The 25,711-nt window shown below is 45.7% G+C and carries 32 protein-coding genes; 12 read left to right on the top strand and 20 right to left on the bottom strand.

The features are described 5' to 3' along the window. Window positions 1-331: 331 nt before the first annotated feature. The 4 genes from M1D90_RS10585 to M1D90_RS10570 all read right to left on the bottom strand — a co-directional run bounded on the left by M1D90_RS10585 (window position 332) and on the right by M1D90_RS10570 (window position 5,255). Window positions 332-2,245, bottom strand: a complete 1,914-nt coding sequence (locus tag M1D90_RS10585) for a nitric oxide reductase activation protein NorD (protein WP_105978772.1) — start codon at window positions 2,243-2,245, stop codon at window positions 332-334. Between the two features lie 10 nt (window positions 2,246-2,255). Next, window positions 2,256-3,146: an ATP-binding protein gene (locus M1D90_RS10580; RefSeq protein ID WP_023857357.1), complete on the bottom strand. Its 891-nt coding sequence runs from the start codon at window positions 3,144-3,146 to the stop codon at window positions 2,256-2,258. A 94-nt stretch (window positions 3,147-3,240) separates the two neighbouring features. After that, complete coding sequence (locus M1D90_RS10575; protein ID WP_407640594.1) at window positions 3,241-3,801, bottom strand: superoxide dismutase family protein; 561 nt, start codon at window positions 3,799-3,801, stop codon at window positions 3,241-3,243. Between the two features lie 143 nt (window positions 3,802-3,944). Further along, window positions 3,945-5,255, bottom strand: a complete 1,311-nt coding sequence (locus tag M1D90_RS10570) for a C40 family peptidase (protein WP_023857359.1) — start codon at window positions 5,253-5,255, stop codon at window positions 3,945-3,947. 1,118 nt (window positions 5,256-6,373) lie between these two features. On the opposite strand from M1D90_RS10570, the gene M1D90_RS10565 reads away from it, so the two are divergent. After that, the gene (locus tag M1D90_RS10565) at window positions 6,374-7,732 is read left to right on the top strand and encodes an MATE family efflux transporter (RefSeq protein WP_023857362.1); all 1,359 of its coding nucleotides are present in this window, start codon (window positions 6,374-6,376) and stop codon (window positions 7,730-7,732) included. Window positions 7,733-7,774: 42 nt separating this feature from the next. On the opposite strand, the gene bshB2 is transcribed toward M1D90_RS10565, so the two are convergent. The 4 genes from bshB2 to rarD all read right to left on the bottom strand — a co-directional run bounded on the left by bshB2 (window position 7,775) and on the right by rarD (window position 10,091). After that, entirely contained in the window at window positions 7,775-8,440 is a 666-nt protein-coding gene (gene bshB2 / locus M1D90_RS10560; RefSeq protein WP_025811289.1) for a bacillithiol biosynthesis deacetylase BshB2, read from the bottom strand. A 16-nt stretch (window positions 8,441-8,456) separates the two neighbouring features. After that, window positions 8,457-8,807, bottom strand: a complete 351-nt coding sequence (locus M1D90_RS10555) for a YojF family protein (RefSeq protein WP_020451827.1) — start codon at window positions 8,805-8,807, stop codon at window positions 8,457-8,459. A gap of 1 nt (window position 8,808) precedes the next feature. Continuing rightward, window positions 8,809-9,084: a hypothetical protein gene (locus M1D90_RS10550; RefSeq protein WP_456283437.1), complete on the bottom strand. Its 276-nt coding sequence runs from the start codon at window positions 9,082-9,084 to the stop codon at window positions 8,809-8,811. 74 nt (window positions 9,085-9,158) lie between these two features. Then, a complete protein-coding gene (gene rarD, locus M1D90_RS10545) occupies window positions 9,159-10,091 on the bottom strand; it encodes an EamA family transporter RarD (protein WP_020451828.1) in 933 nt (310 codons plus the stop codon). An 81-nt stretch (window positions 10,092-10,172) separates the two neighbouring features. On the opposite strand from rarD, the gene M1D90_RS10540 reads away from it, so the two are divergent. Beyond that, window positions 10,173-10,625, top strand: coding sequence for a spore gernimation protein GerT (locus M1D90_RS10540; protein WP_101561003.1), 453 nt, complete (start codon window positions 10,173-10,175; stop codon window positions 10,623-10,625). Window positions 10,626-10,853: 228 nt separating this feature from the next. Further along, window positions 10,854-11,552 (top strand): expansin EXLX1 family cellulose-binding protein, encoded by a 699-nt coding sequence (locus tag M1D90_RS10535; RefSeq protein ID WP_020451830.1) that lies wholly within the window; start codon window positions 10,854-10,856, stop codon window positions 11,550-11,552. Window positions 11,553-11,665: 113 nt separating this feature from the next. Here M1D90_RS10535 and M1D90_RS10530 read toward each other — a convergent pair whose 3' ends face one another. From M1D90_RS10530 to M1D90_RS10520, 3 genes are all read right to left on the bottom strand, one after another. Beyond that, window positions 11,666-11,944 (bottom strand): hypothetical protein, encoded by a 279-nt coding sequence (locus tag M1D90_RS10530; protein ID WP_025811285.1) that lies wholly within the window; start codon window positions 11,942-11,944, stop codon window positions 11,666-11,668. A gap of 65 nt (window positions 11,945-12,009) precedes the next feature. Continuing rightward, window positions 12,010-12,756, bottom strand: a complete 747-nt coding sequence (locus M1D90_RS10525; RefSeq protein ID WP_025811284.1) for an SDR family oxidoreductase — start codon at window positions 12,754-12,756, stop codon at window positions 12,010-12,012. 5 nt (window positions 12,757-12,761) lie between these two features. Beyond that, window positions 12,762-13,082, bottom strand: a complete 321-nt coding sequence (locus M1D90_RS10520; RefSeq protein ID WP_023857369.1) for a winged helix-turn-helix transcriptional regulator — start codon at window positions 13,080-13,082, stop codon at window positions 12,762-12,764. A 134-nt stretch (window positions 13,083-13,216) separates the two neighbouring features. On the opposite strand from M1D90_RS10520, the gene M1D90_RS10515 reads away from it, so the two are divergent. Then, window positions 13,217-13,837: a nitroreductase family protein gene (locus M1D90_RS10515; RefSeq protein ID WP_020451833.1), complete on the top strand. Its 621-nt coding sequence runs from the start codon at window positions 13,217-13,219 to the stop codon at window positions 13,835-13,837. 44 nt (window positions 13,838-13,881) lie between these two features. On the opposite strand, the gene M1D90_RS10510 is transcribed toward M1D90_RS10515, so the two are convergent. Continuing rightward, window positions 13,882-14,487, bottom strand: coding sequence for an alpha/beta hydrolase (locus tag M1D90_RS10510; protein WP_025811283.1), 606 nt, complete (start codon window positions 14,485-14,487; stop codon window positions 13,882-13,884). Window positions 14,488-14,807: 320 nt separating this feature from the next. Between M1D90_RS10510 and M1D90_RS10505 the strand changes: the two genes are divergently transcribed. Both M1D90_RS10505 and M1D90_RS10500 read left to right on the top strand, forming a co-directional pair. After that, window positions 14,808-15,011 (top strand): DUF3311 domain-containing protein, encoded by a 204-nt coding sequence (locus M1D90_RS10505; RefSeq protein WP_020451835.1) that lies wholly within the window; start codon window positions 14,808-14,810, stop codon window positions 15,009-15,011. Continuing rightward, on the top strand, window positions 15,011-16,492 hold the full coding sequence (locus M1D90_RS10500; protein ID WP_456283434.1) for a sodium:solute symporter family protein: 1,482 nt from the start codon (window positions 15,011-15,013) through the stop codon (window positions 16,490-16,492). The genes M1D90_RS10505 and M1D90_RS10500 overlap by 1 nt, the downstream gene beginning before the upstream one ends. A 44-nt stretch (window positions 16,493-16,536) precedes the next feature. Here M1D90_RS10500 and M1D90_RS10495 read toward each other — a convergent pair whose 3' ends face one another. Continuing rightward, window positions 16,537-17,934 carry a S41 family peptidase gene (locus tag M1D90_RS10495; RefSeq protein WP_456283432.1) on the bottom strand — a complete coding sequence of 466 codons (1,398 nt, stop codon included), beginning with the start codon at window positions 17,932-17,934 and terminating at the stop codon, window positions 16,537-16,539. A gap of 159 nt (window positions 17,935-18,093) precedes the next feature. Between M1D90_RS10495 and M1D90_RS10490 the strand changes: the two genes are divergently transcribed. Then, a complete protein-coding gene (locus M1D90_RS10490) occupies window positions 18,094-18,804 on the top strand; it encodes a class I SAM-dependent methyltransferase (RefSeq protein WP_023857372.1) in 711 nt (236 codons plus the stop codon). A 99-nt stretch (window positions 18,805-18,903) separates the two neighbouring features. Beyond that, window positions 18,904-19,158, top strand: a complete 255-nt coding sequence (locus M1D90_RS10485; protein WP_020451839.1) for a hypothetical protein — start codon at window positions 18,904-18,906, stop codon at window positions 19,156-19,158. A gap of 35 nt (window positions 19,159-19,193) precedes the next feature. Here M1D90_RS10485 and M1D90_RS10480 read toward each other — a convergent pair whose 3' ends face one another. Together M1D90_RS10480 and deoD are read right to left on the bottom strand one after the other, a co-directional pair. Beyond that, window positions 19,194-20,015 carry a M15 family metallopeptidase gene (locus M1D90_RS10480; RefSeq protein ID WP_020451840.1) on the bottom strand — a complete coding sequence of 274 codons (822 nt, stop codon included), beginning with the start codon at window positions 20,013-20,015 and terminating at the stop codon, window positions 19,194-19,196. A gap of 33 nt (window positions 20,016-20,048) precedes the next feature. Continuing rightward, complete coding sequence (deoD, locus tag M1D90_RS10475; RefSeq protein WP_003182742.1) at window positions 20,049-20,747, bottom strand: purine-nucleoside phosphorylase; 699 nt, start codon at window positions 20,745-20,747, stop codon at window positions 20,049-20,051. Between the two features lie 208 nt (window positions 20,748-20,955). Between deoD and M1D90_RS10470 the strand changes: the two genes are divergently transcribed. The 3 genes from M1D90_RS10470 (at window position 20,956) to M1D90_RS10460 (ending at window position 23,054) form a co-directional block, all read left to right on the top strand. Continuing rightward, window positions 20,956-21,963, top strand: a complete 1,008-nt coding sequence (locus M1D90_RS10470) for a permease (protein WP_020451841.1) — start codon at window positions 20,956-20,958, stop codon at window positions 21,961-21,963. 16 nt (window positions 21,964-21,979) lie between these two features. Next, window positions 21,980-22,852 (top strand): TIGR03943 family putative permease subunit, encoded by an 873-nt coding sequence (locus tag M1D90_RS10465; protein WP_043054346.1) that lies wholly within the window; start codon window positions 21,980-21,982, stop codon window positions 22,850-22,852. A 70-nt stretch (window positions 22,853-22,922) separates the two neighbouring features. Then, on the top strand, window positions 22,923-23,054 hold the full coding sequence (locus tag M1D90_RS10460; protein WP_023857374.1) for a hypothetical protein: 132 nt from the start codon (window positions 22,923-22,925) through the stop codon (window positions 23,052-23,054). 37 nt (window positions 23,055-23,091) lie between these two features. On the opposite strand, the gene M1D90_RS10455 is transcribed toward M1D90_RS10460, so the two are convergent. The 3 genes from M1D90_RS10455 to M1D90_RS10445 form a co-directional block, all read right to left on the bottom strand. Next, window positions 23,092-23,403, bottom strand: coding sequence for a YodL domain-containing protein (locus M1D90_RS10455; RefSeq protein WP_173636688.1), 312 nt, complete (start codon window positions 23,401-23,403; stop codon window positions 23,092-23,094). Between the two features lie 63 nt (window positions 23,404-23,466). Next, window positions 23,467-24,078 carry a phosphatase PAP2 family protein gene (locus M1D90_RS10450; protein WP_026579547.1) on the bottom strand — a complete coding sequence of 204 codons (612 nt, stop codon included), beginning with the start codon at window positions 24,076-24,078 and terminating at the stop codon, window positions 23,467-23,469. A gap of 109 nt (window positions 24,079-24,187) precedes the next feature. After that, window positions 24,188-24,358, bottom strand: coding sequence for a YozD family protein (locus M1D90_RS10445; RefSeq protein ID WP_020451846.1), 171 nt, complete (start codon window positions 24,356-24,358; stop codon window positions 24,188-24,190). A 122-nt stretch (window positions 24,359-24,480) separates the two neighbouring features. Between M1D90_RS10445 and M1D90_RS10440 the strand changes: the two genes are divergently transcribed. Next, window positions 24,481-24,615 carry a hypothetical protein gene (locus tag M1D90_RS10440; protein WP_020451847.1) on the top strand — a complete coding sequence of 45 codons (135 nt, stop codon included), beginning with the start codon at window positions 24,481-24,483 and terminating at the stop codon, window positions 24,613-24,615. Here the strand turns inward: M1D90_RS10440 and M1D90_RS10435 are convergent. Both M1D90_RS10435 and M1D90_RS10430 read right to left on the bottom strand, forming a co-directional pair. Continuing rightward, window positions 24,608-25,288 carry a hypothetical protein gene (locus M1D90_RS10435; RefSeq protein ID WP_020451848.1) on the bottom strand — a complete coding sequence of 227 codons (681 nt, stop codon included), beginning with the start codon at window positions 25,286-25,288 and terminating at the stop codon, window positions 24,608-24,610. The two genes, M1D90_RS10440 and M1D90_RS10435, sit on opposite strands and share 8 nt — an antisense overlap. Before the next feature lie 165 nt (window positions 25,289-25,453). Continuing rightward, window positions 25,454-25,675, bottom strand: a complete 222-nt coding sequence (locus tag M1D90_RS10430; protein ID WP_020451849.1) for a YozE family protein — start codon at window positions 25,673-25,675, stop codon at window positions 25,454-25,456. Window positions 25,676-25,711: the final 36 nt, after the last annotated feature.

Here is a 25,711-nt window from a genome sequence, read left to right as displayed (position 1 = left end):
ATCTTCTGAACCTTACGCCCAGAAATATGTAATAAAAACGCTTCCACGTACATTTTACCACTGTTTCTCATTTGTTTCTACACAGATTGTTCAAATAAAATTAAAAAATCATCTTGAAAAATAAAAAATTTTATAATTTTGAACTTTCAGACCGAATTCTTTTAAACCGGCTCATTATTTATTCACATATTTCCCCTAACCGTCTATTTTTTAACATCCCGATGTGCTCCGCAAAAAATTAAGTTGATAAAAATAATAAAAATTTCAATATTTCACTGTGTTTCTACGATAAAAAACAGATGGCCGCGAGTATTGCTGCCATCTGTCCTATCTAGCCTATACTTTTGTTCAACAGCTTTTTTAAAAGCGGGTACAGAACATCGGGAAGCTGATCGACGTCCGGCACGAAAAGGCTGTACTTTCCGTACATGTCCTGTATCGTCTTGATTTGTGATTCTTCGATTTCGCTGTTTGATAAAAATACATTGATGACTTCAATATTTCGTTTCCGCGCTTCCATAACGGCTTCATGTGTATCGACAATCCCGTTTTGTTCATAATCGAATGCGGCCGGCTCCCCATCTGAGAAGACAATCAGGAACTTCTGAGCTTCGCTTCTTTGAACAAGCATCTTTGTCATCTGTCTGATCGCATATCCATCCCGGTTGTCTTCCTCCGGTTCAAGCTGCATGACATGCGGTCCGGCGCCTGCTTTTAAGGAATCCGCAAAAGAGACGACCGTATGAAAGTAATTGGGCTGGCTCGTCTCTGTCGCATCGTTCGTATCTTCCCAAAAACCGACGATTTGGTGAGGGACAGCAACAGATTTAAGCGCTTCGTGAAACAGGACAATGCCCCGTTTCGTCTCGGCCATTTTGTCATGCATGCTTGCTGAACAGTCGACGAGCAATGTAAAAACGGCGTCGATCTCTGTTGACGGTTCTTGCTTTTTATAGAAGAGGCGCGGATTGCGCTCTGTAAAGTAACGGAGCAGTTTATTGTTCAATCTGCCTGCATGCAAATCGGTTCTCGGGAGCGTTTTTTTATGCTCGAGCGTTTTTTGAATCATCTGCTTGAGCCGTTTTTGATACGATTCGATTGTTTTTGCTTGAGCCTGGTAGTCTAATATGTCTTCGTTAGAAGGTTTTTCCGGAGGCTTCATCACCGAAAACGCATAGCGGTTTTCTTTGCCGGCTGGTGCGGCGCCGCCGTTTGGCTCATCTTGAACAGATTCAAGCGATTCAAGTTTTGAATAGTCTTTTCTTTTCGTCTGCTTCGCCGTTCCCTGAACTGACCCGAGCGCTTGGTCGCCGTCTTCGCCTTCTCTTAAAGCCCCGCCGGAAATATCGGTTTTTGCACCGTGCTCCAAATCAAACTGGAGAAAGCTTTTCGCCGGAGCTTCCGTTTCTCTGTGCCAAGTCGGCATTTCTTCTTCATGAACTTCCTCATCACCCGCACTTTTCTCTTCAAGCGTCAGATCCTCGCTCAGCTTCGGTTTTGCTTTCAAATCTTGAAAAAGCGCTTCTTCGTCAACTTGTTCGTATTCCAATTCCGGAAAAAAGAAGTACGTATTAAGCATATCTTTTTCGAGCACCTCTTCAAAACCTTCCATCAGCCCGCTTACAATCGAGACGATGTCAGCAGTTGAACGCGCTTCGAATACTCGGGCGAGCTCGGCTTCTATAAATCCCTTCATCGGATCGACCGATTCATGGATAGCCGGTATCTCATCAAGCGGCGACTCCGCGGTCAGCTTAAGATATACAGCGCAAAACAAAGCATCTGTAAAAATGCTCCGCTCCAGATTCAGCGTCAACTGGGTCGCAAAATGTTTCCGGTACATTGATTTCCGGCTCGAAAATACCGGTTTTGTACCGGGCCGCTCCCTCTTGATGAACTCTTCGATTCTGATATCTTCAAAAAGCATAAACAACTGTTTTGCCAAACTCTTAAAATGATATTTCCGAGTCGCGTCAAGCATGCGGGAAAAGTCTTTCATCGAGCTGTAACGGGAGCCGATTGACCGCAAGTATACATCGCTTTTCAAACCGTCTACCATATCCCGGTGGTTCCGGTCTTTCCAAAAATGGCTCATGTAGATCTTTTTCTCAAAAGGATTGTAGTAAGACTGAACCCCGTACTCCACTTCAACCTGATCGCTTTTCGCGAGCGTTTTCGCGAGATCTGTCAGCTCCATAAAAAGCAGAGAGTCAATCTTGCTGTCATTGAATTTAATAAACTTCATAAAAAAACCCTCATTCGAACAAAGTCTGGGCAATATTTCGGACCGCCGCTTTTTCGCGTTCATCATCAAGCTTTTCAACGATGCCGCGTTCGATCGCTCGCAGCGGCGGAATATATGTCGACAGGTCGCAAGTATCGAGAAGCGCTCTGATGGAAGCGGCCTCTTCAGAAACCTGTCCATTATGAGCCTGCGTCATTAAGTCCGATGACAGGGTAACAAACCGGTTCAGCAGCTTCTGATTTTTTAGTTCGGATTGTGTTTCAAGCACCCGCTTCAGCAGGTCACCTTTAATGTAGGGCACGTCGATAATGACAAACCGGTTTTTCAGCGCTTCGTTCAACGGGACCGTTCCGACATAGCCTTCGTTTATCGCTGCAATCACGCCGAATCCCTCTTTCGCTTTGATGACGTCCCCCGTAAACGGATTGGTCATCATTTTCCGGTAATCGAGCACCCCGTTTAAGATCGGCAGCGTTTCCGGTTTCGCCATGTTGATTTCGTCAATATATAGGAAATGGCCGTTGTTCATCGCTTTTGTCACAGGACCTTCGATAAATTCAATAGAGGCGTTCCCGTTGGTGTTTTCAATCGTTTTGTAACCGACAAGCGCCTCTGCATCAAGATCCACAGAACAGTTGACACTGTGCATAGGTTTTTGAAAATAAGCGGAGAGCGTTTCGGCAAGTTTTGTTTTTCCGGAGCCTGTCGGGCCTTTTAACAAAACGTTTTTTCCGAGTGACAGCGCGATCATCGCGTCATAGAGAATGGCGCTGTCTTCCGCTTCATAACCGGGCGTTCCAATCAATGATTGGTATTCCGCGGCAACAGGTTTAGCGGCAGACTGAATCAGCCGCTCTTTTATTTTTTCAGGCAGCTCTAGTTCATGCAGATCATATTTCATGTGTTGTAAAATTCCTTTCTCAAAGCGTCTTCTGTATGTAAGTATACTAGAAAAGATGCACTGCCCTCAATATAAACGGCTTCCATGCGCCGATTCACTTTTTTCCGGTGTTCGTCAGCGCTCCGCAAACCATCCGGGCTCCGGAGTTTCCGGATGGATTTGTCAGATCATCATCCTGATGCTCATGAATGACGAAAGCACTTCCGTCATGATCAAGCAGACTGAACTTGCTTTTCTGATCGAGGGTGACGTCCGGCGCATTTACGATAACGTCGACTTTGCCGTCGGCTCCGACTTCAATATTCGGCAAATCACCGGCATGCGGTCCTTTCGGATTGTGAAAGCCGTGCTCCTTTTGGTCAGGATTGAAATGAGCACCCGCACTTTCAAAATCAGGCTTTTTACACACGCCCGTTTCATGAATATGAAAAGCAAGCATTCCCGGCGGCAGATTATGGGCGCTGACTCTGATATCAAGGCCTTCTGCAGCAGATTCAGACACTTCTATAAAACCGGTTTCCGTACCGTCGCGTTTGATCAGCGGTACTTTTAATGGCTGTGTCATCGCTTCAAAGGTTACTCTATGTTCCTGTTCGACATTTTTTTGCTGAATTTCTTTCTGCTGTGTACATGCAGCTGCCAAACAAACAGCCATACATGTGAGCAATATGTAATGTAATGTTCTCAAACGGCTCCCCCCTTCGCTTTTCTTTTCAGTTTAGACAACGAAGAGGGGCATTAAACCTGTCCTTCCTATCCTGAAAACACGCAAAAAAAAAGCCATATAAAATGGCTTTTTTAGAATGAATACCGTTTTGCGCCGAGATAGCGCTGTTTCCAGTAGGAATTGTTCATGTCGCTGACAGTGACACCGGAATCGTTGGCATTGATAAACTTGTTGTTTCCTAAATAAATGCCGACGTGTGAAGGGCCCGCTTTATATGTTTGGAAGAAAACGAAGTCTCCTCTTGAAGGTTGGCTGACTGGTGACATGACGCTCCAGTATCCGGCTGCGCTCAGCCTTGAGACAGATGTGACTTTGTTCAACGTGTAATAGATGAATCCGCTGCAGTCAAAGCCTGAAGGGTTGTTGCCTCCCCATCTGTAAGGCACGCCGATATGCTTTTCTGCTTCTGCAATCATCCGTTCGACCTTTGCACTTGTCGAAGTGCCGGTTGAAACTGAAGAGTTCGGCGAGCTGGAAGACGGGCTGCCAGATGATCCGGAAGTCGATGCACCGGAGATTTTAAGCTTCTGGCCGACTTGCAGGACATCTGTTTTTAATCGATTAGCTTCTCTGATGCTTTGTACTGTCACATTCATCGAATTTGCAATTTTCCACAGAGAATCGCCTGGTTTAACCGTGTAAGTGGTCGTTTTTGAACTGCTGCTTGTGTTCGTTTTACTTGATGAAGAATTTGAAGACGAACCAGAAGATGTTTTGCTTCCGCTGGAAACCGTTCCTTTCACTTTAAGAACCTGGTTCGGGTAGATCGTGTCCGACTTCAAGTTGTTCAGCGTTTTAATTTCGGCGATTGTCATATTCAAATTATTGGCAATTTTCCATAAAGAATCGCCCAATTTGACTTTGTATGTGCTGCTTGAACTTTGCGAGCTTGAGGATGAGCTGGATGATTTCGAACTGGAACTCGAACTTGAGCCAGAGCTGGAACCGGTGTTTTTCGCGCTTCCTTTAATAACCAGCTTTTGTCCCGGGTAAATCATATCGCTGCTCAGACCGTTTAAGTTTTTAATCTCTTTTACGGTTGTTTTGTAGTCTTTGGCAATCAGCCACAAGGAATCTCCTAATTTCACTGTGTAAGTTGACTTTGCAGTGCTTGAGCTTGAGCTGGAACTTGCGGATTTTGTCTGTGAGCTGCTTTTTGACTTGCCGTCCGGTACTTTTAAAGTTTGTCCGACATAAATAACTGTAGATGAAAGATTGTTGGCTGATTGAAGTGCCGAAACACTGGTATTGTACTCAGCTGAAAGCTTCCACAGTGAGTCTCCGCTTTTCACCTTGATGGTTTGGGCTTCTACCGGTGACGCCGCCAATGAAGTTCCAACTACCGCAGAGGCCGCCAAACCTACTGCTATCTTCTTCTTCATAACCTCTTAACCTCCCGTTTCATTTTCGTTCTCTCTATGTATGCCATTACATTTGCCATTGCTTAAGACTTTATCCAGCCGGTCAGGCAGGTGATCTGATCACCGTATGGATGGCCTTTGGCTGAAAGCCCCCTTTTATATTCTTAAGCAAAAAATGCAATTCACGATTTGTATCGGTCTAATTTATATTTTTTTAATAGTCTTTTTGCCTTTTTACAAATTTCTTATTAAAAATACAGACTGATAGGCACATTGACAAAAATCAACACTTTTTTCAATGCTCGAGATATCGGGTGCTTTTTTTGCAAAGGTTTGAGTTTTAAGTTTTCGGAAATACGATGATCAGTTGTTTTAAAATCAGAGGTTCATGGTGAAAAACAGCGAGAAGGAGTTAACTGGATATGCTGCATGTGCCGAAACAGCCCGAATAGACGCCGTAACATGCGGATTTCTGTGCCGTTTTACAGCCGATTTTCTTTTTCGGATCAAACGGTCAAGCCCAGCGTTCAAGTTGAGGGTGTAAAAACTGCGTATTCTTATTCATTAGTTTACCGTAAATCGCCGATCAATCCTCATCTATTGCCTAATCGAAAAGCAAAGATCAGGATCACTCATACATTTCTACATTTCAGCACAAATTCCTCCACGAAACCATAAATTGACTATATCATACATTTTTTTTGCCAACATCCGGAATTGGGAGTATCTTTTTTTAGATCGAACGGCGTTTTACTATTTCATCTATAGATTCTTATTTCCTATCTTAATATAAAGATAAATCTAAAATTAACACTTAATACTCATTCGTTTTTGTATATCAATAGTCGTTATTTACTATTAGAAAACACATAAAAAAACTTCCGGTTTATTACCGCCGCTTTCATGCATGTTTCCTCCTTTTATGACGCATTTTAAGATATGGAGGTGAATCTTCTTGGCCATTCAAAAAATATGTCAATATTTATGTACGTGTTTAGGAATTCTTTCTCTTTCCTTTATTTATGTGCAAATGTTTAAAAAAGCAAAACAGGCGAAAAAAGATTGAACAGACATTTATTGCATTTTATACATAACGTGTTATAATTTCTCTCGTTATCCAAAAGAAACGGGGAACTGATATGAGGGAAACAAAGGATTTGCGGGAGAAAACAAGGCAGTTTTTAACGATTTTAATTCCGATTTTGATTACGCAAGCGGGACTGTCGCTCATTACGGTTCTCGACACGGTGATGTCAGGCAAAGTCAGTGCCGCCGACCTCGCCGGCGTCGCAATCGGCTCGAGTTTGTGGACCCCGGTTTATACAGGGCTTGCCGGCATTTTGACAGCTGTAACACCGATGGTCGCCCAACTGATGGGGGCCAAGCGGCAAAAGGATGTCCCTTATACTGTTATTCAATCGATTTATGTGGCCGGAATCATCAGCATTGCCGTGATCGTCTCCGGGTACTTACTGATTGATCCGGTGCTTGAGAATCTCGATCTTGAACAGAAGGTAGCGGTCATCGCAAAGCAATATTTAATCTGCATCGGGCTCGGCATATTGCCGCTGTTTGTTTACAATGTGATGCGCTGCTTTATTGATTCACTCGGAAAAACGCGGGTGACGATGCTGGTTACGCTCTGTTCTCTGCCCATTAATTTTGTTTTGAATTATTTGTTCATTTTCGGGAACTTCGGCTTTCCAAAGCTTGGAGGAGCAGGAGCCGGTATGGCTTCCGCCATCACATATTGGTGCATTTGTCTGATCTCTTTATACATCGTCCACAAAAAGACGCCGTTTCACCAGTTTAGGATTTTTGGAACATTCTATTCATTTTCTTTTGCTGAAAGTATGAAACTGCTGAAGATCGGCATTCCGATCGGTTTCGCCATCTTCTTTGAGACGAGTATATTCGCAGCTGTCACTTTGCTGATGAGCCATTTTGACACGGTCACGATCGCTTCCCATCAGGCGGCAATGAATTTCGCTTCGCTTCTTTACATGCTTCCATTGAGCGTATCGATGACGCTGACAATTGTCGTCGGCTTTGAGGCCGGAGCAAAACGGTTTAAAGACTCGAGAACTTACAGCTATCTCGGCATTTCAATAGCGGTCGGTTTTTCATTATTCACCGCACTCATCATTTTACTGTTCAGAGAGCAAATTGCCGGCTTGTATGCGGCTGACCGGGATGTGCTGCTTCTGACAAAGGACTTCTTGCTGTTTGCGTTGTTTTTTCAGCTGTCAGATGCCATCGCCGCTCCGATTCAAGGAGCGCTCAGAGGATATAAAGATGTTAACTACACGCTTGTCACAGCTCTCGTCTCGTATTGGATTATCGGGCTTCCGGTCGGTTTTGTGATCGGAACGTATACTTCATTCGGAGCTTTCGGGTACTGGATCGGACTGATCACGGGGCTCGCAGCCGGTGCAGTCGGGCTGTTCTTTAGGCTCAAACGCATTCAAAACCGCTATATTCACACTCAAAGCGTGTAAAAAGGTGCCGGGCTCATATGCCCGACACCTTTTTTGATCATTTTAATCATTCCATTGATAGGTCCAAAATGTTTCTTTTTCAAACCATGTCTCAACAACCGGCTCGCCATTGGCGAGTTTTTTCTCGATTTCTTTCATAAAGCCGCCTGTTTGAGATTTATGCGCTTTGAGCGCGTTCATTTTAATATCTGCGGCTTCTTTGATATCAAGAACGACATCAGGTTTGCCAAGAACCTCTTCCCTGTGGTGGGTGATGGCCATGCATAAGACGCGCGGCCGGTCTTCTTTCTTTTTCCGCGATAATGCCCTGATAACCGCGGCACCGCACGCATCATGGTCAGGATGAACGCCGTGTCCCGGATAAAACGTCACAACAAGGCTCGGGTTTACATCATCAATGACAGCCTCTATTCGATCGGCCAGTTTTTCTTCATCCTCGAATTCGAGCGTTTTATCGCGGTATCCGAGCATGCGCAAGTCCTGTACATCCATTTCCCTGCAGGCGTCGATCAGCTCTTGCTTTCTGAGCAGCGGAAGGGTTTCCCTGTTGGCAAAAAGCGGGTCTCCCATATTTCTTCCCATCTCGCCCAGCGTCAGGCACGCGTATGTTACAGGTATATCTTCTTTTCGGTTTAAGGCGATCAAGCCGGCGACTCCGAAAGATTCATCGTCAGGATGCGGCAAGATCACGAGTAAATGTTTTTTCATCTATAACACCTTCTTTTTAGACTGCAAATGGCTTTTTGCTGATTTGAAGCGAAATGGCGAGTTTGCCGCCCGGCAAATAGCCGGCGAGAAGCAACCTTCCTTCATCATCAACCGTATAATCCGTCAGGCCTTCGGCGTAGATCCAGCCGTCTTCGATTTTCAAACCGGCGCGAAATGGCCCCTCGCCCGTGATTTTGGCGCGGGAGCATGTCACCTTCGCGTTTCTGATATACGCCACCACGGTCATGTTCTGCTCATCTTTATGCGCGGAATACGATCCGGTTGTCGTCTCCAAATGAATGTAAACAGGCTGGTTTAAAAATGTTTCCAAAGAAGCCTGCACATCTTCTTTTATTATTGCTTTCATGTTACTCCCTGCTTTCTTCGTTTGTTAATAACTCCAATCGTTCCGTATGCCATTCAATCAGCTTGAGCTTCATATCTGGTTCCAATTGTGAATTCACAATGCGCCGGATTGATTGATAGTATTTTTCGTGCTTCGTCTTTCTGAGCCTTGGATGGGTGCGGAGGTCGTTCAACTCATCATCAATCGCCCGATGAAGCGCCTGCCTGCCTTCTCCGTCCATCGTCCGGTTTTTCCAAAGGGTTTTATACGCCCAGAAAAGCTCTAGTTCGTCTGCCATGACGGAATAACCTCCGAATTGCTTCAATAATGTTTAATTATACATAATCAGTGCTTATTGAAAAGAAAAAGGGCTTACGGATGAAAGGAGTTTTTTCTTTTTAAAAATACCTTCTCCGGTTTCTTCCATTGAAATTGCGAAAGTGTAAACAAAATCAGCGCCGCCCATATGCAGGTAAACGTAAAGACCTTACTGCTGCTGAACGGTTCATGGTAGACGAACACGCCTAAGCATAATGTAATGGTCGGAGCGATATATTGCAAAATGCCGACTTGATAAAGCGGAAGTTTTTTCGCACCTTCCGCAAATAAAAGCAGCGGAATCGCAGTTAACACTCCTGCCAAAAACAGCAGTACCATCATGCCGATGCTCCCTGAAGCGGCTTGAGCCTTTTCCGGATGGCTGAAGAACAACAGATAGATCACTGCAACCGGAGCGATCATCATCGTTTCCAGGGTAAGTCCTATGGCGCTTGAGAGCGATGTCCGCTTTTTCGCCAGTCCGTAGAGCCCGAAACTGAATGCAAGTATCAGGGCGATGTACGGCACGGAACCGTACTGGAAGGCGGAAATAAGCACGCCGAAGGCAGCGAGAAGAACTGCCGCTCCCTGCATCCGCGTCAGCTTTTCCTTTAAAAAGACAATTCCGAGCACGATCGATACGAGCGGATTGATGTAATAGCCCAGGCTCGCTTCAAGAATATAACCGTTGCTGACAGCCCATATGTAGACATACCAATTGATCGAAATCAGAACGGACGACAAAATGAGCGGTACAAATTCCTTACGGTTTCCCGAAAGCGCGCGAAATGCTTTGACTCCGTTTTTCCACTGCCGCAAAACGAGAAGCACGCCGCACATGAAAACAAATGACCAGATAATCCGGTGCGCCAGTATATCGAGCGCAGCCGTCTGATCGAGCACTTTCCAATATAAAGGAAGGAGCCCCCACAGCAGATAAGAAAGCGCTGTGTAAATGATTCCTTTCGTTTGAGATGAATGATTCATGTCTGTTTCTTTCCTTTCTTCTCATCACTTTCCGCACTTTTTTGCATATACTGTACCGTCTATGTGAAAGGAAGTGTGATCGTGTTTGATTGGCAACGCTTTTTTCCATTTCAGCAGTTTTCCAAGGACGGATTAAAAAACGCTGACCCGAAAGATGTGGAGCAGTATATCCACCACATGATGAAAAGCGTTTTCGGCCCGGGGTATGCAGTTCAATTTCCTTTTCGTGACCCTCTCTCAAAAGAAACACAGGCGGCAGATGAATCTGATCCGATTGATATTTTTGAAACGACAAGCCATGTATTTGTTAAAATACCGCTCACCCAAGAACAGCTTAACCTTCTGAAAATTAAACATACTTCACAAACCCTGATCATAGAAAACTACCCTGAAAAAGGGCGGCAGGAAAAAGTCGTTCTCCCCTCTCTAGTGCGCAGAAAGGGTACGAAAGCAATATTTAAAGACGGCATTTTAGAAGTGATGTTCTTAAAAAATGAGGACTTTAACCTGTCTGAAATCGACATCACGTTTTGAAAACGGCCAGCTTGGCAAAGCAGGCTGTTTTTTTTCTTCCTGTACCATTTTAACACTAGTCCTCAAGGATGATCACCTCATTTGCCTGACATGCGGCTGAACTTTTACATTTCAACGGTGGTAGTCATTATTCCTTAAAAAATCTCTGTAACTATTTGCTCTTTCGGCTGTTGTCAGTTAGTCCTTATAATGATAATGGTTCTCAATTTATAAAACAGGAGGATGGATATGAAAAAGAAAATCAGCTTATTGATCACAGCAATGTTTTTGACGATCCTTTGTTTTTCACCTCAAGCTTCTGCAGCATACAACTCACTGCATAAGGGCTACGCCACTTACACGGGGTCGGGTTACTCCGGCGGTGCATTGCTTTTGGATCCTATTCCGTCCAATATGAAGATCACCGCTTTAAATCCGACAGATATGAATTACCGCGGAGTGAAAGCAGCTCTTGCCGGCGCCTATCTGCGGGTTGAAGGGCCGAAAGGAAAAACGACCGTCTATGTGACCGATCTGTATCCTGAAGGCGCGCCGGGAGCTCTTGACCTTTCACCGAACGCTTTTCGCCAGATCGGCGATATGAAAGACGGCAAAATCAACATTAAATGGCGTGTAGTCAAAGCGCCGATTACCGGCAATTTCACTTACCGGATCAAAGAAGGCAGCAGCCAGTGGTGGGCGGCAATCCAAGTCAGAAATCACAAATATCCCGTCATGAAAATGGAATATTACAAAGGCGGAAAGTGGATCAACATGGAGAAAACGGACTACAACCATTTCGTCAGCACCAATCTTGGGACAAGTCCGCTTAAAGTCAGAATTACAGATATCCGAGGAAAAGTCGTAAAAGACACGATCAAAAAACTGCCGGAAAACGGGACGTCAAGCGCATATACCGTACCTGGAAAAGTACAGTTCCCTGACTGATCGATCCGGAAAGAATGAGACGGCGGCCAAAGGCGAAAAGATTCGCAAGCTTTGGCCGCCGCTTCATATTGGACATCCGGCATTTTAGATGCCAGCAACAATTGGCTTATTGATCAATAGCCCGATCCCGCCCCTCTGAATGGAGCTGCGCCCGGAACACCTCCGTACGGAACGGCCCCAGGAGCTGACCCGTAGCCGTAATAAGGCGTGCCGCCGTAAGGTCCAGGGTATGGCGGCGGGTAAGCGTAAGGTCTTGGGTAGTTAAAAATCGCACTTCCGAGAAATCCGCCCAGCAATCCGCCGACAAGCGGCGCTCCAAAACCCCAGAATAACGGGAATCTTGCCGGGTATCCGGCAGGACCTGATCTCGAATAAAGCATATGAGGGTTCATTGGCTTTTATCCTCCTTTATGTCTGCCTATAGTAAAGGTATTCATAAAGTCGGGAAACGTTTGGGCTATTCTTCATAAATCATTTTTTTTGTCATTCCGCCGTCCACCGTCAAGTTTGTACCGGTGACAAAGCGATTGTCCGGATCGGTCAAGTAAAAGCATGCTTTGACGATATCCTGAGGGCGGCCGACCCTGTTTGACAAATGCTGTTCGTGGTCAATAGGCCGCAGGGCAGTATCATCACCAGTTTCGATCCATCCCGGGGAAATGCTGTTGACGACGATTGAATCTTTGCTTAAAGACGCGGCCAATGCGTGAGTCAAAGCGATTAAGCCCCCTTTTGACGCGGCATAGGCTTCCGAGTCAGGCTCGGACATAAACGCCCTTGTCGAAGCGATATTGACGATGGCTCCGCCTGTTTTCGCTTCTTTCATTTTTTTGGCGGCTTCTTTTGCGCAAAGAAACGCGCCTTTCAAATTGGTATTCAGAACATCGTCCCATTCTTCCGCCGTCAAATCATAAGGGGACTTCCAAACTGATCTGCCCGCGTTATTAATGAGCGCAGATATCGAACGGCCGTTTCGGGAAGCTTCCTGCATCAGCTGTTTCACATCTTCTTCAGATCCCACATCACAAGCTGCAAACTGAACCCGCGCTCCGGAAGCGGTCAGCTCTTTTTCAAGCTGTTCCCCCTCTTCCTTCAGTACATCGGCGAATACGACGATAAAACCTTTTTGAGCATAGGCGGTCACAAGGTCTCTTCCGATGCCTTTGGCCCCGCCTGTAATGACGACTGTTTCTTTACTAGTCAATCCGGTCAGCTCCCTTCCGGATCGCAATGATGCTCGGCCCAGGTTTGTATCTCTCTGAGGACAGGCTCTAGCGCCGTTCCCTTGTCTGTCAATTGATAGATGACTTTTACCGGCGTTTCCGGCAGCACTTGGCGCTCGATTATTTTGCAGTGTTCGAGCTCTTTTAAACGTTCAGCCAGCATTTTTTGGCTAATCATCGGTATCATTTCGGTCAAGTCTTTAAACCGTTTAGGTCCATCCAACAATACATGGATGATCAATCCATTCCATCGTTTGCCGAGTAAAGAAAAGGCGGCTTCCATTCTAGGACACATTGTAAACCCCAATTCTCTCACCCCTCCATATCCAGTTGACAAATATAATGTGTGCCATTAAAATACTCAATAAAGTTACAAAAAGTAAGTTTCTAACTTTTTGTCTGACTCTATCATAACATGTTTAGCCCAAAGGAGGAAGTCACATGTCTTCACAAGAAAACACCGCTCTCAACATTCTGGAAGAGCGTACTTCGATTAAAGAATATGACACAAGCGTTTCCATTTCCAAAGAGGAGCTGACAAAGCTGCTGAGCGTCACAACAAAGGCTCCGTCAGCCTGGAATCTGCAGCACTGGCATTTTACAGTCTTCCACAGCCAAGAATCAAAAGATAAGCTCCTTCCGATCGCGTTCAACCAAAAACAAGTCAGCCAGGCATCTGCGGTTGTAGCCGTGCTTGGAGACTTACAAGCGAACCTGAACGGTGAAGCCGTATACGGCCCTCTGACAGAAGCAGGTTATATGACCGAAGACATTAAAAACACGCTGCTCGGACAAATCAACGGCGCTTATCAAAACAGCGGATTTGCAAGAGACGCCGCCTTTACTAACGCATCGCTCGCGGCCATGCAGCTGATGATTGCGGCTAAAGCTATGGGCTATGACACATGCGCGATGGGCGGCTTTGACAAGCAAGCGTTCGTTAAAGAATTCAACATCAATGAACGTTATGTACCGGTCATGCTGATTTCGATCGGAAAACCGGTCAAACCTGCGCACAAAAGCAATCGTTTTGATGTGTCTGACGTATCTACATGGCTGTAAACACGCTAAAAACCTTAGTCCCCAAAAAGGACTAAGGTTTATTTTTATGCTTTTATATGCTTTTCATACCAGATTTTCGCCTGGTCGATCTCGCTGTGTGTCAGCTGATGACCGCCGCTTTCCCAGTGAAGGAGTACTTGGGCGCCGGCGTTTGTGAAATAGCCGGCAAGCTCGCTTGATTCCTGCGGCGGGCAGAGGGGGTCTGTTTTGCCGGCTCCAATGAACACGGGCAGGCCTGTCATATCAGGGAGCTTGCGATTTCTAAACGGAACCATCGGATGATGCAAAATCGCCCCTTTCAGTACACGTTCATGACGGAACAGCAGACTTCCCGCGATATTGGCGCCGTTTGAATAACCGATTGCGACCACCCGGCTCCTGTCAAAGTGAAATTCATTTGCGGCTTCATCTAAAAACACTTTTAATTCATCCGTCCGGTCGATCAAATCTTTCTCGTCAAACACCCCTTCTCTCAAGCGCCTGAAAAACCGGGGCATTCCGTTTTCCAGCACATTTCCCCTGACTCCGAGTAAATTTGCATCGGAATCAATCATCCTGCCGATCGGCAGAAGATCGTGTTCGTTTCCCCCTGTTCCATGCAATAACAACAGGGTGGTATCAGAATTCCCTTTCTCATATATATGATTCATTTCCTTTCACTCCTTTTCCCATTTTGTTTCAGCGATGTCATTGCGCCGGTGCTTTCCAGCGGTTCATCAATCAAAAAGCCCCCGTTCGCCCGTCTCTTTCCCATTCTTTTACTCAGCAGTCTCCTGCATGGTGATCCTCTTCATTCTGTTTTATCTCGAATTCAAGATATTAATTATTGTAAAGTTATACTTTCGAATATGCAAGCCAGAACGCCTGTTTAAATAATTTAAAAAATCACTTTTTTCTAATAATTATCTTGTGATTAAATCTGACAACTGCTATGATTATGAACATTAAAATCGCTAAAGGAGGAAAAAAGGTGAATCAACAGCTTTTTAAATGGGTTTTGTTCATCATCCCTTTTATCGGGCAGCTTGCCTTGCTACCATTTGTAAACCGGATTGATCCGATCGTTTTCGGACTTCCATTTTTTCATTTTTGGCTGGTGCTGTGGATTGTGCTGACACCGATGATCACATTTGCGATTTACAGATTTGAGAAAAGAAACGGAGGTTATGAGTGATGCAGGGAAATTTAACAGCGCTCCTCATCACCGCCGGCATTATTTTGACCGTGGTCTGTATCGGGTTTATCGCCGGCAGCAATAAGCAGTCGCGGAAATCGGTTGAAGAGTGGTCTGTCGGCGGAAGGCGGTTCGGAGGGCTGCTCGTCTGGTTTCTTGTGGGTGCCGACTTGTATACGGCCTACACGTTTTTAGGATTGACAAGCACCGCTTTTACAAGCGGAAGCGTCGCTTTTTTCGCGATTCCTTATTCGGTTTTGGCCTATTTCATCGCCTATTTTTTTCTGCCGAAGATTTGGAAGGTTGCGAAAGTGCACCAGCTCACAACGCTGGCCGATTATGCAAGGGAGCGCTTCAGCAGCAAGCTCCTGTCTTCGCTTGTTGCGATTGTCGGCGTCTTAATGCTGATCCCGTATATCTGCCTGCAGCTCAGCGGAATTCAGGATACGCTTCAAGTCGCGGGTACAGGGTTTATTAACGTCAATGTCGTCGTAATCATTTCGTTCGTCCTTGTCGCGCTTTATACGTTTTTCAGCGGCATCAAAGGTCCTACATACACTGCCATTATTAAAGACATTTTAGTTTGGGTGATGATGCTGTTTATGGTCGTTTCGTTGCCGCTCATCCATTTTAACGGCTGGACGCCGATGATTGACAAGCTGGCAAATGAAGCGCCGCATATGCTGACAATCCCTTCTGACGGACCTCGCGGAATCGCCTGGTTCATCACGGCATCGATCGTTTCCGCGTTTGCTCTGTTCATGTGGGCCCATGCGGCGACAGGCGTTTTCACGGCGAACAGCGCGGATGCACTCAGAAAGAACAGTATGTTTCTGCCGTTGTACAATATTGTATTGATTTTAGTCATTTTCTTAGGCTTTATCGCATTTCTCGTACTTCCTGATGACATTAACCCGAGATTTGCATTGCTGTATTTAATTCAAAGTTCCTACGGCGGCGTCACGCAAGGATTCGCCTATTCAACGATTGCCCTGGCAAGTCTGATCCCGTGTTCGATTATGGCGATAGGGGCATCCAACCTATTCGCTAACAATTTATACCGCGATTTGATCAACCCCCGCGTTTCGGGACAAAAGCTGACGATCATCACCCGCTCGATGGTATTCGTCGTCATCGGTCTGGCCCTTTTATTCGGAATGCTGTTCCCGGCAGCGCTTGTAACGCTTCAGCTGCTCGGTGTATCAGGCATGGTGCAGATATTCCCTGCCATCGTCATCAGCCTGTTCTGGAAAAACCAGACGAAGGAAGCGACGATCATCGGTCTTCTCATCGGCCTGGCCGTTACATTTACCGTTTATTTAACAGGTGCCACTTTCGGCATTTACGAAGGCTTCTGGGGGCTTACCGCCAACCTTTTGACCGTTGTCTTGTTGAATCCGTTTTTTGCGAAAAATGTAAAACACAATTCTGTGATCAGCTTTTTGTTCCATGCTAAGAAGGATGTGCAAAAAAGCGCTTGATCACTAAAAAACCCTTGCGCTTCGTGTGAGCGCAAGGGTTTCTTTTATTTTTCTTTTTTTAAGATCTCAATCGCTTTATCCAGCTGCGTATCATTGTCAGCAAGCTTAGCCTGCAGCTTACTTGTCATGCTGATCGTCGTCTCGCCCGTTAGGATGCCTGTCGTTTTCAGCTTTTGGTCTTTTTGAAAAGCCTTAACGGCAGCCTCTGTCTGTGCGTCGAATGCCCCCGTCGCATTCAGCTTATAGCCGAGCGCTTGGAGCATTTGCTGGGCAGCTTTCACTTCGTCTCCGGTGCTGCCTGCCTTATACTCTTTTTTGGAATCCAGGTACGGCAGTTTAGCATAGCTTGGGAGCTCCGCTTTATATTGAGGTTTGATTCCTTTTTCGTGAATCCAGTCACCATTTGGCGTCAGCCACTTGGCAATCGTCAGCTTGACGGTCGATCCGTCAGAGAAGCTCTCCGCATTTTGAACCGTTCCTTTTCCAAACGTATTTTCACCCACAATCGGGATGCCTGAAGACTGGTGAAGTGCTGCGGCCATGATCTCAGCGGCGCTTGCCGTTCCTCCGTTGACGAGAACGACGGTCGGCTTGTTCACTTTTCGCTCCTTCTCAGCTTTGTACACTTCTTTTTTCCCGTTTTTGGATTCAACCTGCATAATGGTTTTGCCTTTATCGACAAACATGTTGCTCATCATAATCGCTTGGTCCATCAGGCCGCCGGGATTTCCTCTGAGGTCAAGCACGAATCGTTCCGCACCTTTTTCAGACAAGTCATCAATGGCTTTCGTCAGTTCCTTAGCGGTATTTTCAGAGAAAGACGTAATTTGGATTTCACCGATGTTGCCGCTGATCATTTTAGAGTACACCGTTTCGATTGGAATCGTATCGCGCTTAATCGTAACATCGATTTGGCCGACGCCTCCCCTGTTGAGAACAAGCTTGACATTCGTGCCTTTTTTGCCGCGGATCATTGCTGTCGCTTCGTTGACGGTCTTGCCTTTTACGCTTTTGCCGTCCACTTTCTGAATTTCATCATGCGGCTTTAAGCCGGCTTTTTCTGCGGGAGATCCTTTAATAGGCGCGACGATTAGAATTTGTCCATTTTTTTCTTCTACTTGGGCGCCGATTCCTTCAAAAGAAGAGGTAATGCTTTCTTCAAAGCTTTTAGCTTCTTTCTTATCCATGTATGTTGAATATGGATCGTCCAAAGCTCCAAGCATCCCTTTAATTGCCCCGTCAGTCAGCTTTTCATCGTCTGCATTTTGATAATAGTCGCTCTTGATTTTGTCGTACGCCGCCATCAGCTTTTCGAATTTCTCGGAGTCTGAAGCGGAATATACTGAACCGCCGCTGCCTTTGCCCACCAGATAAAGCGTCAGTGCGGAGGCGGCGACAGCCGTAATCAATACAGCCAAAAAGAGTTTTAACTGCTGTTTCAAACGAACACCACCTTTTCTTCTTACCATATTATCATGGACGAATCTTTATTCGTCAACTCGAATTACTCAGGATCCGATTTTCCGGTCTGCTGGGATTCGATCGTTTTTCAACCATTATTCCTTTTTTGCATATGCATACAAAAAAGGAGGGATCTCAATTTGAGCGATTATTTAGACATGCTTGCCAGCTTCGGCGTCTCATCCGCTCATCCTGGCGGGATGTCCCTGTCAAAGGCAGTGCTCGCCAAAGCCGGCATCGACCCTGAGCAGCCGATTCTTGATGCAGGCTGCGGAACCGGCCAGACCGCCGCTTATTTGGGGCAGATGCTGTTTCCTGTCACTGCCCTTGATGCCGACCCGGTCATGATCGATAAAGCCCGACAGCGTTTCAAAAAAGAACAGCTATCCATTCCGATTGTCCACTCTCCACTCGAGGAAATGCCGTTTCAGTCTGAAAGCTTTGCCTGTGTATTATCTGAATCTGTACTGAGCTTCACAGATATCCGGTCCGCTTTACAGGAAATCCGGCGGATTTTAAAACCCGGAGGGATGCTGATCGCGATCGAAGTGTGCCTTAAGGAAGGCAACGCTCTGACAGACGAAGCCAAAAAAGAAATCACGGACTTTTACGGATTCACCGCTTTATATGCCGAGAATGAATGGGTCAATGTCCTGCGGGAAGAAGGATTTTCAAAGGTTAGCATCATCCCTGTCCTATTGGAAGACACAGCAGACCCTGATGACGCCGTCGAAATGGATCTGTCGCCTTCGATTTCCGACAAAAACTATGAAACAATGGAAAAACACCTGCATTACCTGGAAAAATACCGGGATTCTCTTGATCATATTATTTTTATATCACATCTATAAACCATCATTTGTCCTCCTTCTTTCGTCCAACCTTTTCTATTGAAACTATCATAAGCTGACTAGGAATAGAATAGATTAGATGATGGAAGGAGCATTCAAGTGGACCGATATTATAGGTTTTGCCACCAAAATGTTGGCAGAGTTGCGAGAATCACCGACAAAGGAGGCCGCGTCCATGTCGGAAGAATCGTCCGTGTATCACCAAGCAAAGTGTATATCGCCCCGATGATCAGACGGGGAGGCCGCGGATTCGCCTACGGATATTACGGCGGCGGATGGGGTTGGGGCCCTGTATACGGACTTGGCCTTGGTTTAATTGCCGGTGTGGCCCTTGCAGGTTTGTTTTTTTGGTAACATGAAAAGGCCGATATCTATCGGCCTTTTCCCTTTTATATCTTTTTCACCTGTTTAAAATACTCTTCAAGCGTCAAGCCGTGTTCTTGGATGACTTTAGCCGCTTTTTTGCCTACATAGCGCAGGTGCCATGGTTCATACTTATATTTCGTAATGTCTTCTTTGTTTTTCGGATAACGGATGATATAGCCGTATTTGTAGGCGTTCTTCTCGACCCATTGTCCGTCTTTCGTATTGCCGAAGTCCTCTGATAAGGCGAAGCCGTTGCTTTTGCTGGAAATATCCATCGCAAGTCCTGTCTGATGCTCGCTTTGACCCGGATATGCCACAGCTTCTTTCGCCTTTTCTTCTCCCTTTTGGCTCACTTCGTTGTTATAGATCGCTTTTTGTCTGTCATAGGATCTGTAGCCGGACACCGCAGCCAGTTCATAGCCTTCTTTTTTCGCGGCACTGAACATCTCTTCAAGCGCTTTGGCGGCTTCTTTTCTGATATACCGCTTGTCAATATCCTCGGTAAAAGAAAATGCGACATCAGGCACTGTCAGGTCGCTCGGTGCATAGTTGCCGGGAAGCGCGTATTCTTTATTGACAAGCGCCAGTATGTTTTCCGGATTTTGAATCGTCGGCAGCCCGTCTACATCTTTAATTTGATTAAAATACTTGCTCTCAAGTATGAACTCCTGATCTTCCAGGCTGCTGTCGTCCTTTTGGTCTTTCGCATCCTTGCTTGCATTTGCAGTGTTCTGTGTTTTAGCCGTGTCATTTTGCTTCTGTTCAGTCATGGTACATCCTGTGCCAAGCAGAACCGCTGCACTCAGCAATGAAGCAATCGTCACGTATTTGTACTTTCCGTTCATTCGAATCCATCCTTTTTCAGTGCATGTATCTGGTTACAATGCGGTATCCAGAGCCAGCAGAATCATATCATTAAAGGTCGTCTGTCTTTCTTCTGCCGTTGTTTCCTCGCCGGTAATAACGTGATCGCTGACCGTTAAAATGGAGAGGGCTTTTCGGCCGAATTTCGCAGCTAATGTATAAAGCGCCGTCGTTTCCATCTCGACCGCAAGCACTCCGTGTTTGGCAAGCTTCTCAATTTGGCTGTCGTCATTATAGAATTGATCCGCCGTAAACACGTTCCCTGCCGTAACCGGGATGTTCCGCTCACTTGCAGCGTCATAAGCAGCTTTTAACAGGCCGAAGTCTGCGCAGGGCGCAAAGTCGATCGATCCGAATGCCACTCTGTTGATTTGCGAATCGGTTGATGAAGTCATTGCCAGAATGACATCTCTTACATTGACGTCTTTTCTGATCGCACCGCACGATCCGACGCGGATCAGGTTTTTCACATCATAGCTTCTGATCAGTTCATTGACATAAATTGAAATAGACGGCACACCCATGCCTGTCCCCTGTACGGAAACGCGCTTTCCTTTATAAGTGCCCGTAAAGCCGTACATTCCCCGTACTTCGTTATAACATTCAACGTTTTCCAAATATGTATCAGCGATATATTTTGCACGCAGCGGGTCTCCCGGCAGCAGCACCGTTTCTGCAATTTGTCCTTTTTCTGCGCCAATATGTACGCTCATGAATATTCCTCCTGCCTTTTTAAAGCTGATTGGTGATGATGATTGCAGCATCCACTCGCATATGTATTATAAACCAACATCGCGGAAAAAGAAAATAAAGCCCTGCAACGCTTCGGCATCATTCTTTTGTTGTCATGTTTAAAAAAGGACAGGCATACCTTTAAAAAAGAATCATTACGATTAGCTATTTCAGGATGGAGGAAAAGTGATGTTTCGTTCACTTAATAGTTATTTAATCGACTTTACCGGGCTTGTTGTCATCGGTGTTTTGCTATGCCTTGTGTCAGCCGGCGGATCGCTCGCCGCAGGCCTCCCCTTCCAGATTCCGGCTTCCGTTCAGCAGCTGAATACGATTTTCATCAGCATTTTAATCGAAGCTCTTCCCTTTGTATTAATCGGGGTATTGATCGCCGGTTTCATCCAGATTTTTGTGACTGAAGAGCACATCCGCTCGCTTTTTCCAAAAAACAGGTTTTCAGGAGTAATTGTCAGCTGTTTGCTCGGCGCTTGTTTTCCGGCTTGCGAATGCGGAATTGTCCCGATCGTGAGAAGGCTCGTCTCAAAAGGCGTTCCCATCTACGCCGGCGTCGGCTTTCTGTTGACAGGTCCGCTGATCAATCCGATTGTCATCTTATCCACTTTTATGGCATTTGGCAATGATTTGCGAATGGCCGTTTTAAGGGTTGCTGTCGGTTTTGCCGCAGCGGTCATCATCGCTTTTGCGATCAGCATGATGTTCCGCTCCAGCCAGCTGAAAACGGAAAGCAGCATAACAGCTGCACACTGCGCCCATTCCGGCAGACAATCCCCTTTTTCGGAAAAGCTATTTGATATGCTGAAACACGCTGTTGACGAATTCTTTGATATGGGAAGGTTTCTGATTATCGGCGCTTTAATTGCCGCACTTGTGCAAACCTACCTCCCGTTAAAGTCGCTGTTTTTGTTCGGAGGGGGCATGCTCGACTCGGCATTGGTCATGATGGGACTGGCTTACTTTTTATCACTGTGCTCTGAAGCGGATGCATTTATCGGCGCCTCCTTCTCCAATTTGTTTCCTTCTTCGTCCATCCTTGCTTTTCTCGTATACGGACCGATGCTCGATTTAAAAAATACGGTCATGATGCTGCATGCGTTTAAGCCGAAGTTCGTCATTTGTTTGTCTGTTCTGATCACAGTTGTTGTCTATGTTTGTATCAAATTTGTCAGTTTACTTTAGAAAGGAGGTTTCACCAATGGTTTTTCAGCCTCGGCAATTTTTGCGCGCACTCGTGTTGGCGGCTTTTTCCGTCTTTATTTTCAAGCTCCATTACACAGGGGAAATTGATAAGCTGATCAATCCGAAATACGATTACACAAGCCTCATCGCCGCAGGTGTGTTTGCGTTTCTGTTTATCATTCAGCTGACAAGGGTCTGGACGGTGAAGGATGACCACTCTGGAGATTGCGGCTGCGGACATGATCATGACGAATCAAAGCCTTTTTTCATCAGGCTGATGCATTATGGCGTAATCACGCTTCCCCTTATCACCGGATTCACCCTTTCCCCGGCTGTACTGAATTCGTCTGTCGCCGCCAATAAAGGGACGATGCTCACCAAAACGGAGATCGCCCCTCAAACCGAAGGCGAAAAGGAACATGTCATGACACCGGAGATTCAGCAGGGGCTCGCCGATTCAGCGATGCCGAAGTCGGCGTATGACCGGAAGATGGAGCAATTTAAGCATGAAAAGCGAATTGTCATGAATGACGATATGTTTGCAGACTATTATGATGAAGTGACAAGCCGTCTTGATCATTACATTGGAAAAGAAATCACGGTCAAAGGCTTCGTCCATAAGGAAGCGGGGCTGAGCGCACGCCAGCTCGTGCTGTCCCGATTTATGATCACACACTGCATCGCAGACGCCAGCCTGATCGGGTTTCTCGCCGAATGGAGCGGCGCTGAGCAATTGCAGCCTGATACATGGATTGAATTGGAAGGAACGCTCGGCAAAGCATCTTATAACGGCGCTGTCATCCCGATCATCCGCACGAAGCGATGGAAGGAGATCAGCGAGCCGAAGCAGCCGTATGTCTACCCGGCCGCGATCAATATGACAGAATAAAGACGACTTTCTCTTGGATAAATAGCGGGGCGTTTAGTCATCCTATTTTTTAGGAAGGAGGTCATAAATGATGGGCAAAAAACAGCGAAACAGAGTCACCGGTCTGAAAAAGAACAACCACATCCCGACAAAGGACGTCATCGCGGCAGAGGATGCACACGAAAAGGAATTCAGCGCCAGAAAACGAAAGAATACAACATAAAAAAACTGCGGACAGCGCTTCCGCAGTTTTTTCAGCTTTACGATGACTGCAGCAAAATGCGGTTGATTTTGCTCCATCCCGTAGACAGCAGTTTATAATAGGTTTTTCCCTTTCTTCCTTCATCGATTAAAACGATGTCGCCTGTTGCAAGGAATCTCGCCTTATAATCATTCGGCACCGTGTCATAAACATTGAAAGTGGAAAATGTCCGTTCCAGCACATCTTCATGGGTTCTGCCGTTTATTTCCGTTCTGTAAACCATTTCATATCCCTTATCTTCACCAAAGCAAGGCGTTTGAAAAATCGTCACATCATAAGGTGTCAGCTTCTTTTTAAACAGTTGAAACATTAACGGCAATACAGATCCCTCCTTTTTTTATACAATTGGCGCTTCGCGGCTCAATCCCTTTGACTACTTTTGTCGAACAAGCGGGTACTTTTCGCCAATTTTTTTGAAGATGAAAAACAGCGCCAGACCGAGAGAAAATCCTGAGATGACATCTGTCATATAATGAACGCCGAGATACATGCGGCTGATGCCGATGAGTCCGACGATAAAGCCTGTCCACATGTAAAGTGCGCGGCTGCGTTGTTGAAAAAAAGGAATGCAGAGCAAAAAGAGATATGCGATAAACGGATATATGCTCGCCGCATTCATTGAATGGCCGCTCGGAAAGCTGTGTGACGATTCGTGGACGAGCGGGTTTATCGCAGGGCGCTCTCTGGCAATCCAGCCTTTTAAAGCTTCATTGGCCGTTCTTTCAACAAAAAACAGCAAATAAAGATACAGTGATGCCGCTGCTTTTTTATAGACGGCAAGTACCAAGGTTAAAGCAAGCATCAGCGGCAGCATGAAGCCGCTTGACCCAAGCTCTGTCACCGCTTTAAAAAACGCTGTGAGAACCGGGTGTCTAACAGACTCGAGAGCTTGTATCACGCTCACATCAAACGATTGAACCGCCGGGATGCGGATAAGAATGGCCATCATTGCAAAGACAGCGGCTGAAAATAGTGCTTTATACATTGAAAAAATCAGTGCCTCCTTGTCATTGTTTTTAAACATTTTACACCCGGCTCCCCCGCCGGGCAAATTTATAAGAAAAACCGGAGCAGGTGCGCCCCGGTCCCTTTTTTCAATCCTCTATATGCTCATCTATCATACATTTTGCAATCAGATAATCAAAGGTGATATCGGCAATTTCGAACAGTTCGTCCTCGCTCGGTATGTAGCCTCTTCTTGTCAGCTCTAGATAAAAAAAATCAGCGATTTCTTCTGTATCTATCATCAGTTCAATTTCTTTCATTGTGATCGCCTCCTTATTCTGATGTATGAGCTGGCATCCGGTTTTATAACCGGTTTGTCATAATGTTTGTCCTCTGTCATATACATGTCGTAACAAGACAAAAGCCGGAAGGGGAAAAGAAAATGATCCAAAAAACGCTTGAAGCACTTGACGGAGAAGGGTTTGACCTGGTATTGGGGAAGGTCTTGAAAGCCATGTTCGGCCTGATTGTGTTCGGCTGTTTTCCTTACTTTTTATATTTGTTGTTTATCATTTGAAATATTCTTTCAGGCTGCTTAACACAAACTCCATCATTTCTTTATATTCCGCATCCTGAAACATTTCATACAATACTTTATAGTCATTGTAAATATCAAGCAGCTCATCCACGACAGCAACAGCCATGTTGCGCTCATGCTCATGCTCCTCGGGATCCCCCGCGAATGGCAGAAACACCTTTTCAGATATCGGTTCATCAAGCTCTTGTCCTGCTTCGCCGACATAATGAACAAACAGAAGCTGATGGACGAACTGGTCCATTTCGTAAGTTCTGAGGACGAGCGTTAAATCTTCTTCTTCGGTTTCAAGCCATTCCCCGTCTTTCAAACGGGTCAGCTCGTAAATGATGTCTTCCCAGCCATCCTCCACATATCTCCAAATTTCCGTTCTGTGCCCGGTGATTTTAAACAATTCTTTGCCGTAATCTTTTACATAGACGACATCCCCGATTAAAAATTCATATTCGATATCAAGCTTTTCCGTATCGACAATGACCCCGTCATAATCTTTGTAGAGCTGAAGAGAAGTCTCAAAATAAAGCACTTCATTATGATTGACTTCATACAAAAAATGCTTATCGATTTTATGAACTTTTGTAATCGTTCCGACCGTCCCGTACATCACGACAACGACAACATCCCCGACTTTGAATTTAGGCGCGTTTGACTTCATATTTGGATTCCCCCTTGCCTTGAAGCTTCCGTGTTACGCTTATCGTATGCTGAGTGCTGTTAATTCGCATGGGCTAAGGTTACAAAGCCCGATGAGTTTTCCGAAAAGCCCAGCCGGCTTTAGGCGAACGTAAAAAATCCGCAGTTATTCAGAACTGCGGATTTTTTATCGCTTTGTTTCCGAAATATATTGCTCCCAAGCCTCATCAAATGTCGTCATCGACGATAAATAATCCCCATTAAGCTCAAGGTAAGAGCTGATTTCATCGTAATGAGTTGATGTCTTGGGAAATCCGTGATCAAGATAAGCGTGGTTCGCAAATTCGCTGATCGCGTCCTTCGGTTTCGGATGGCGGTATTTCATTAAATAATGGTAAAAAGACTTCACGGTCTCCCCTCCTGTCCTCTTTTGATGTTCTATTAT

This window comes from Bacillus sp. JZ34 (assembly GCF_053903205.1).
The sequence above is the reverse complement of the archived record's forward strand: the minus strand, read 5'-3'. Positions and strand labels throughout refer to the sequence as shown.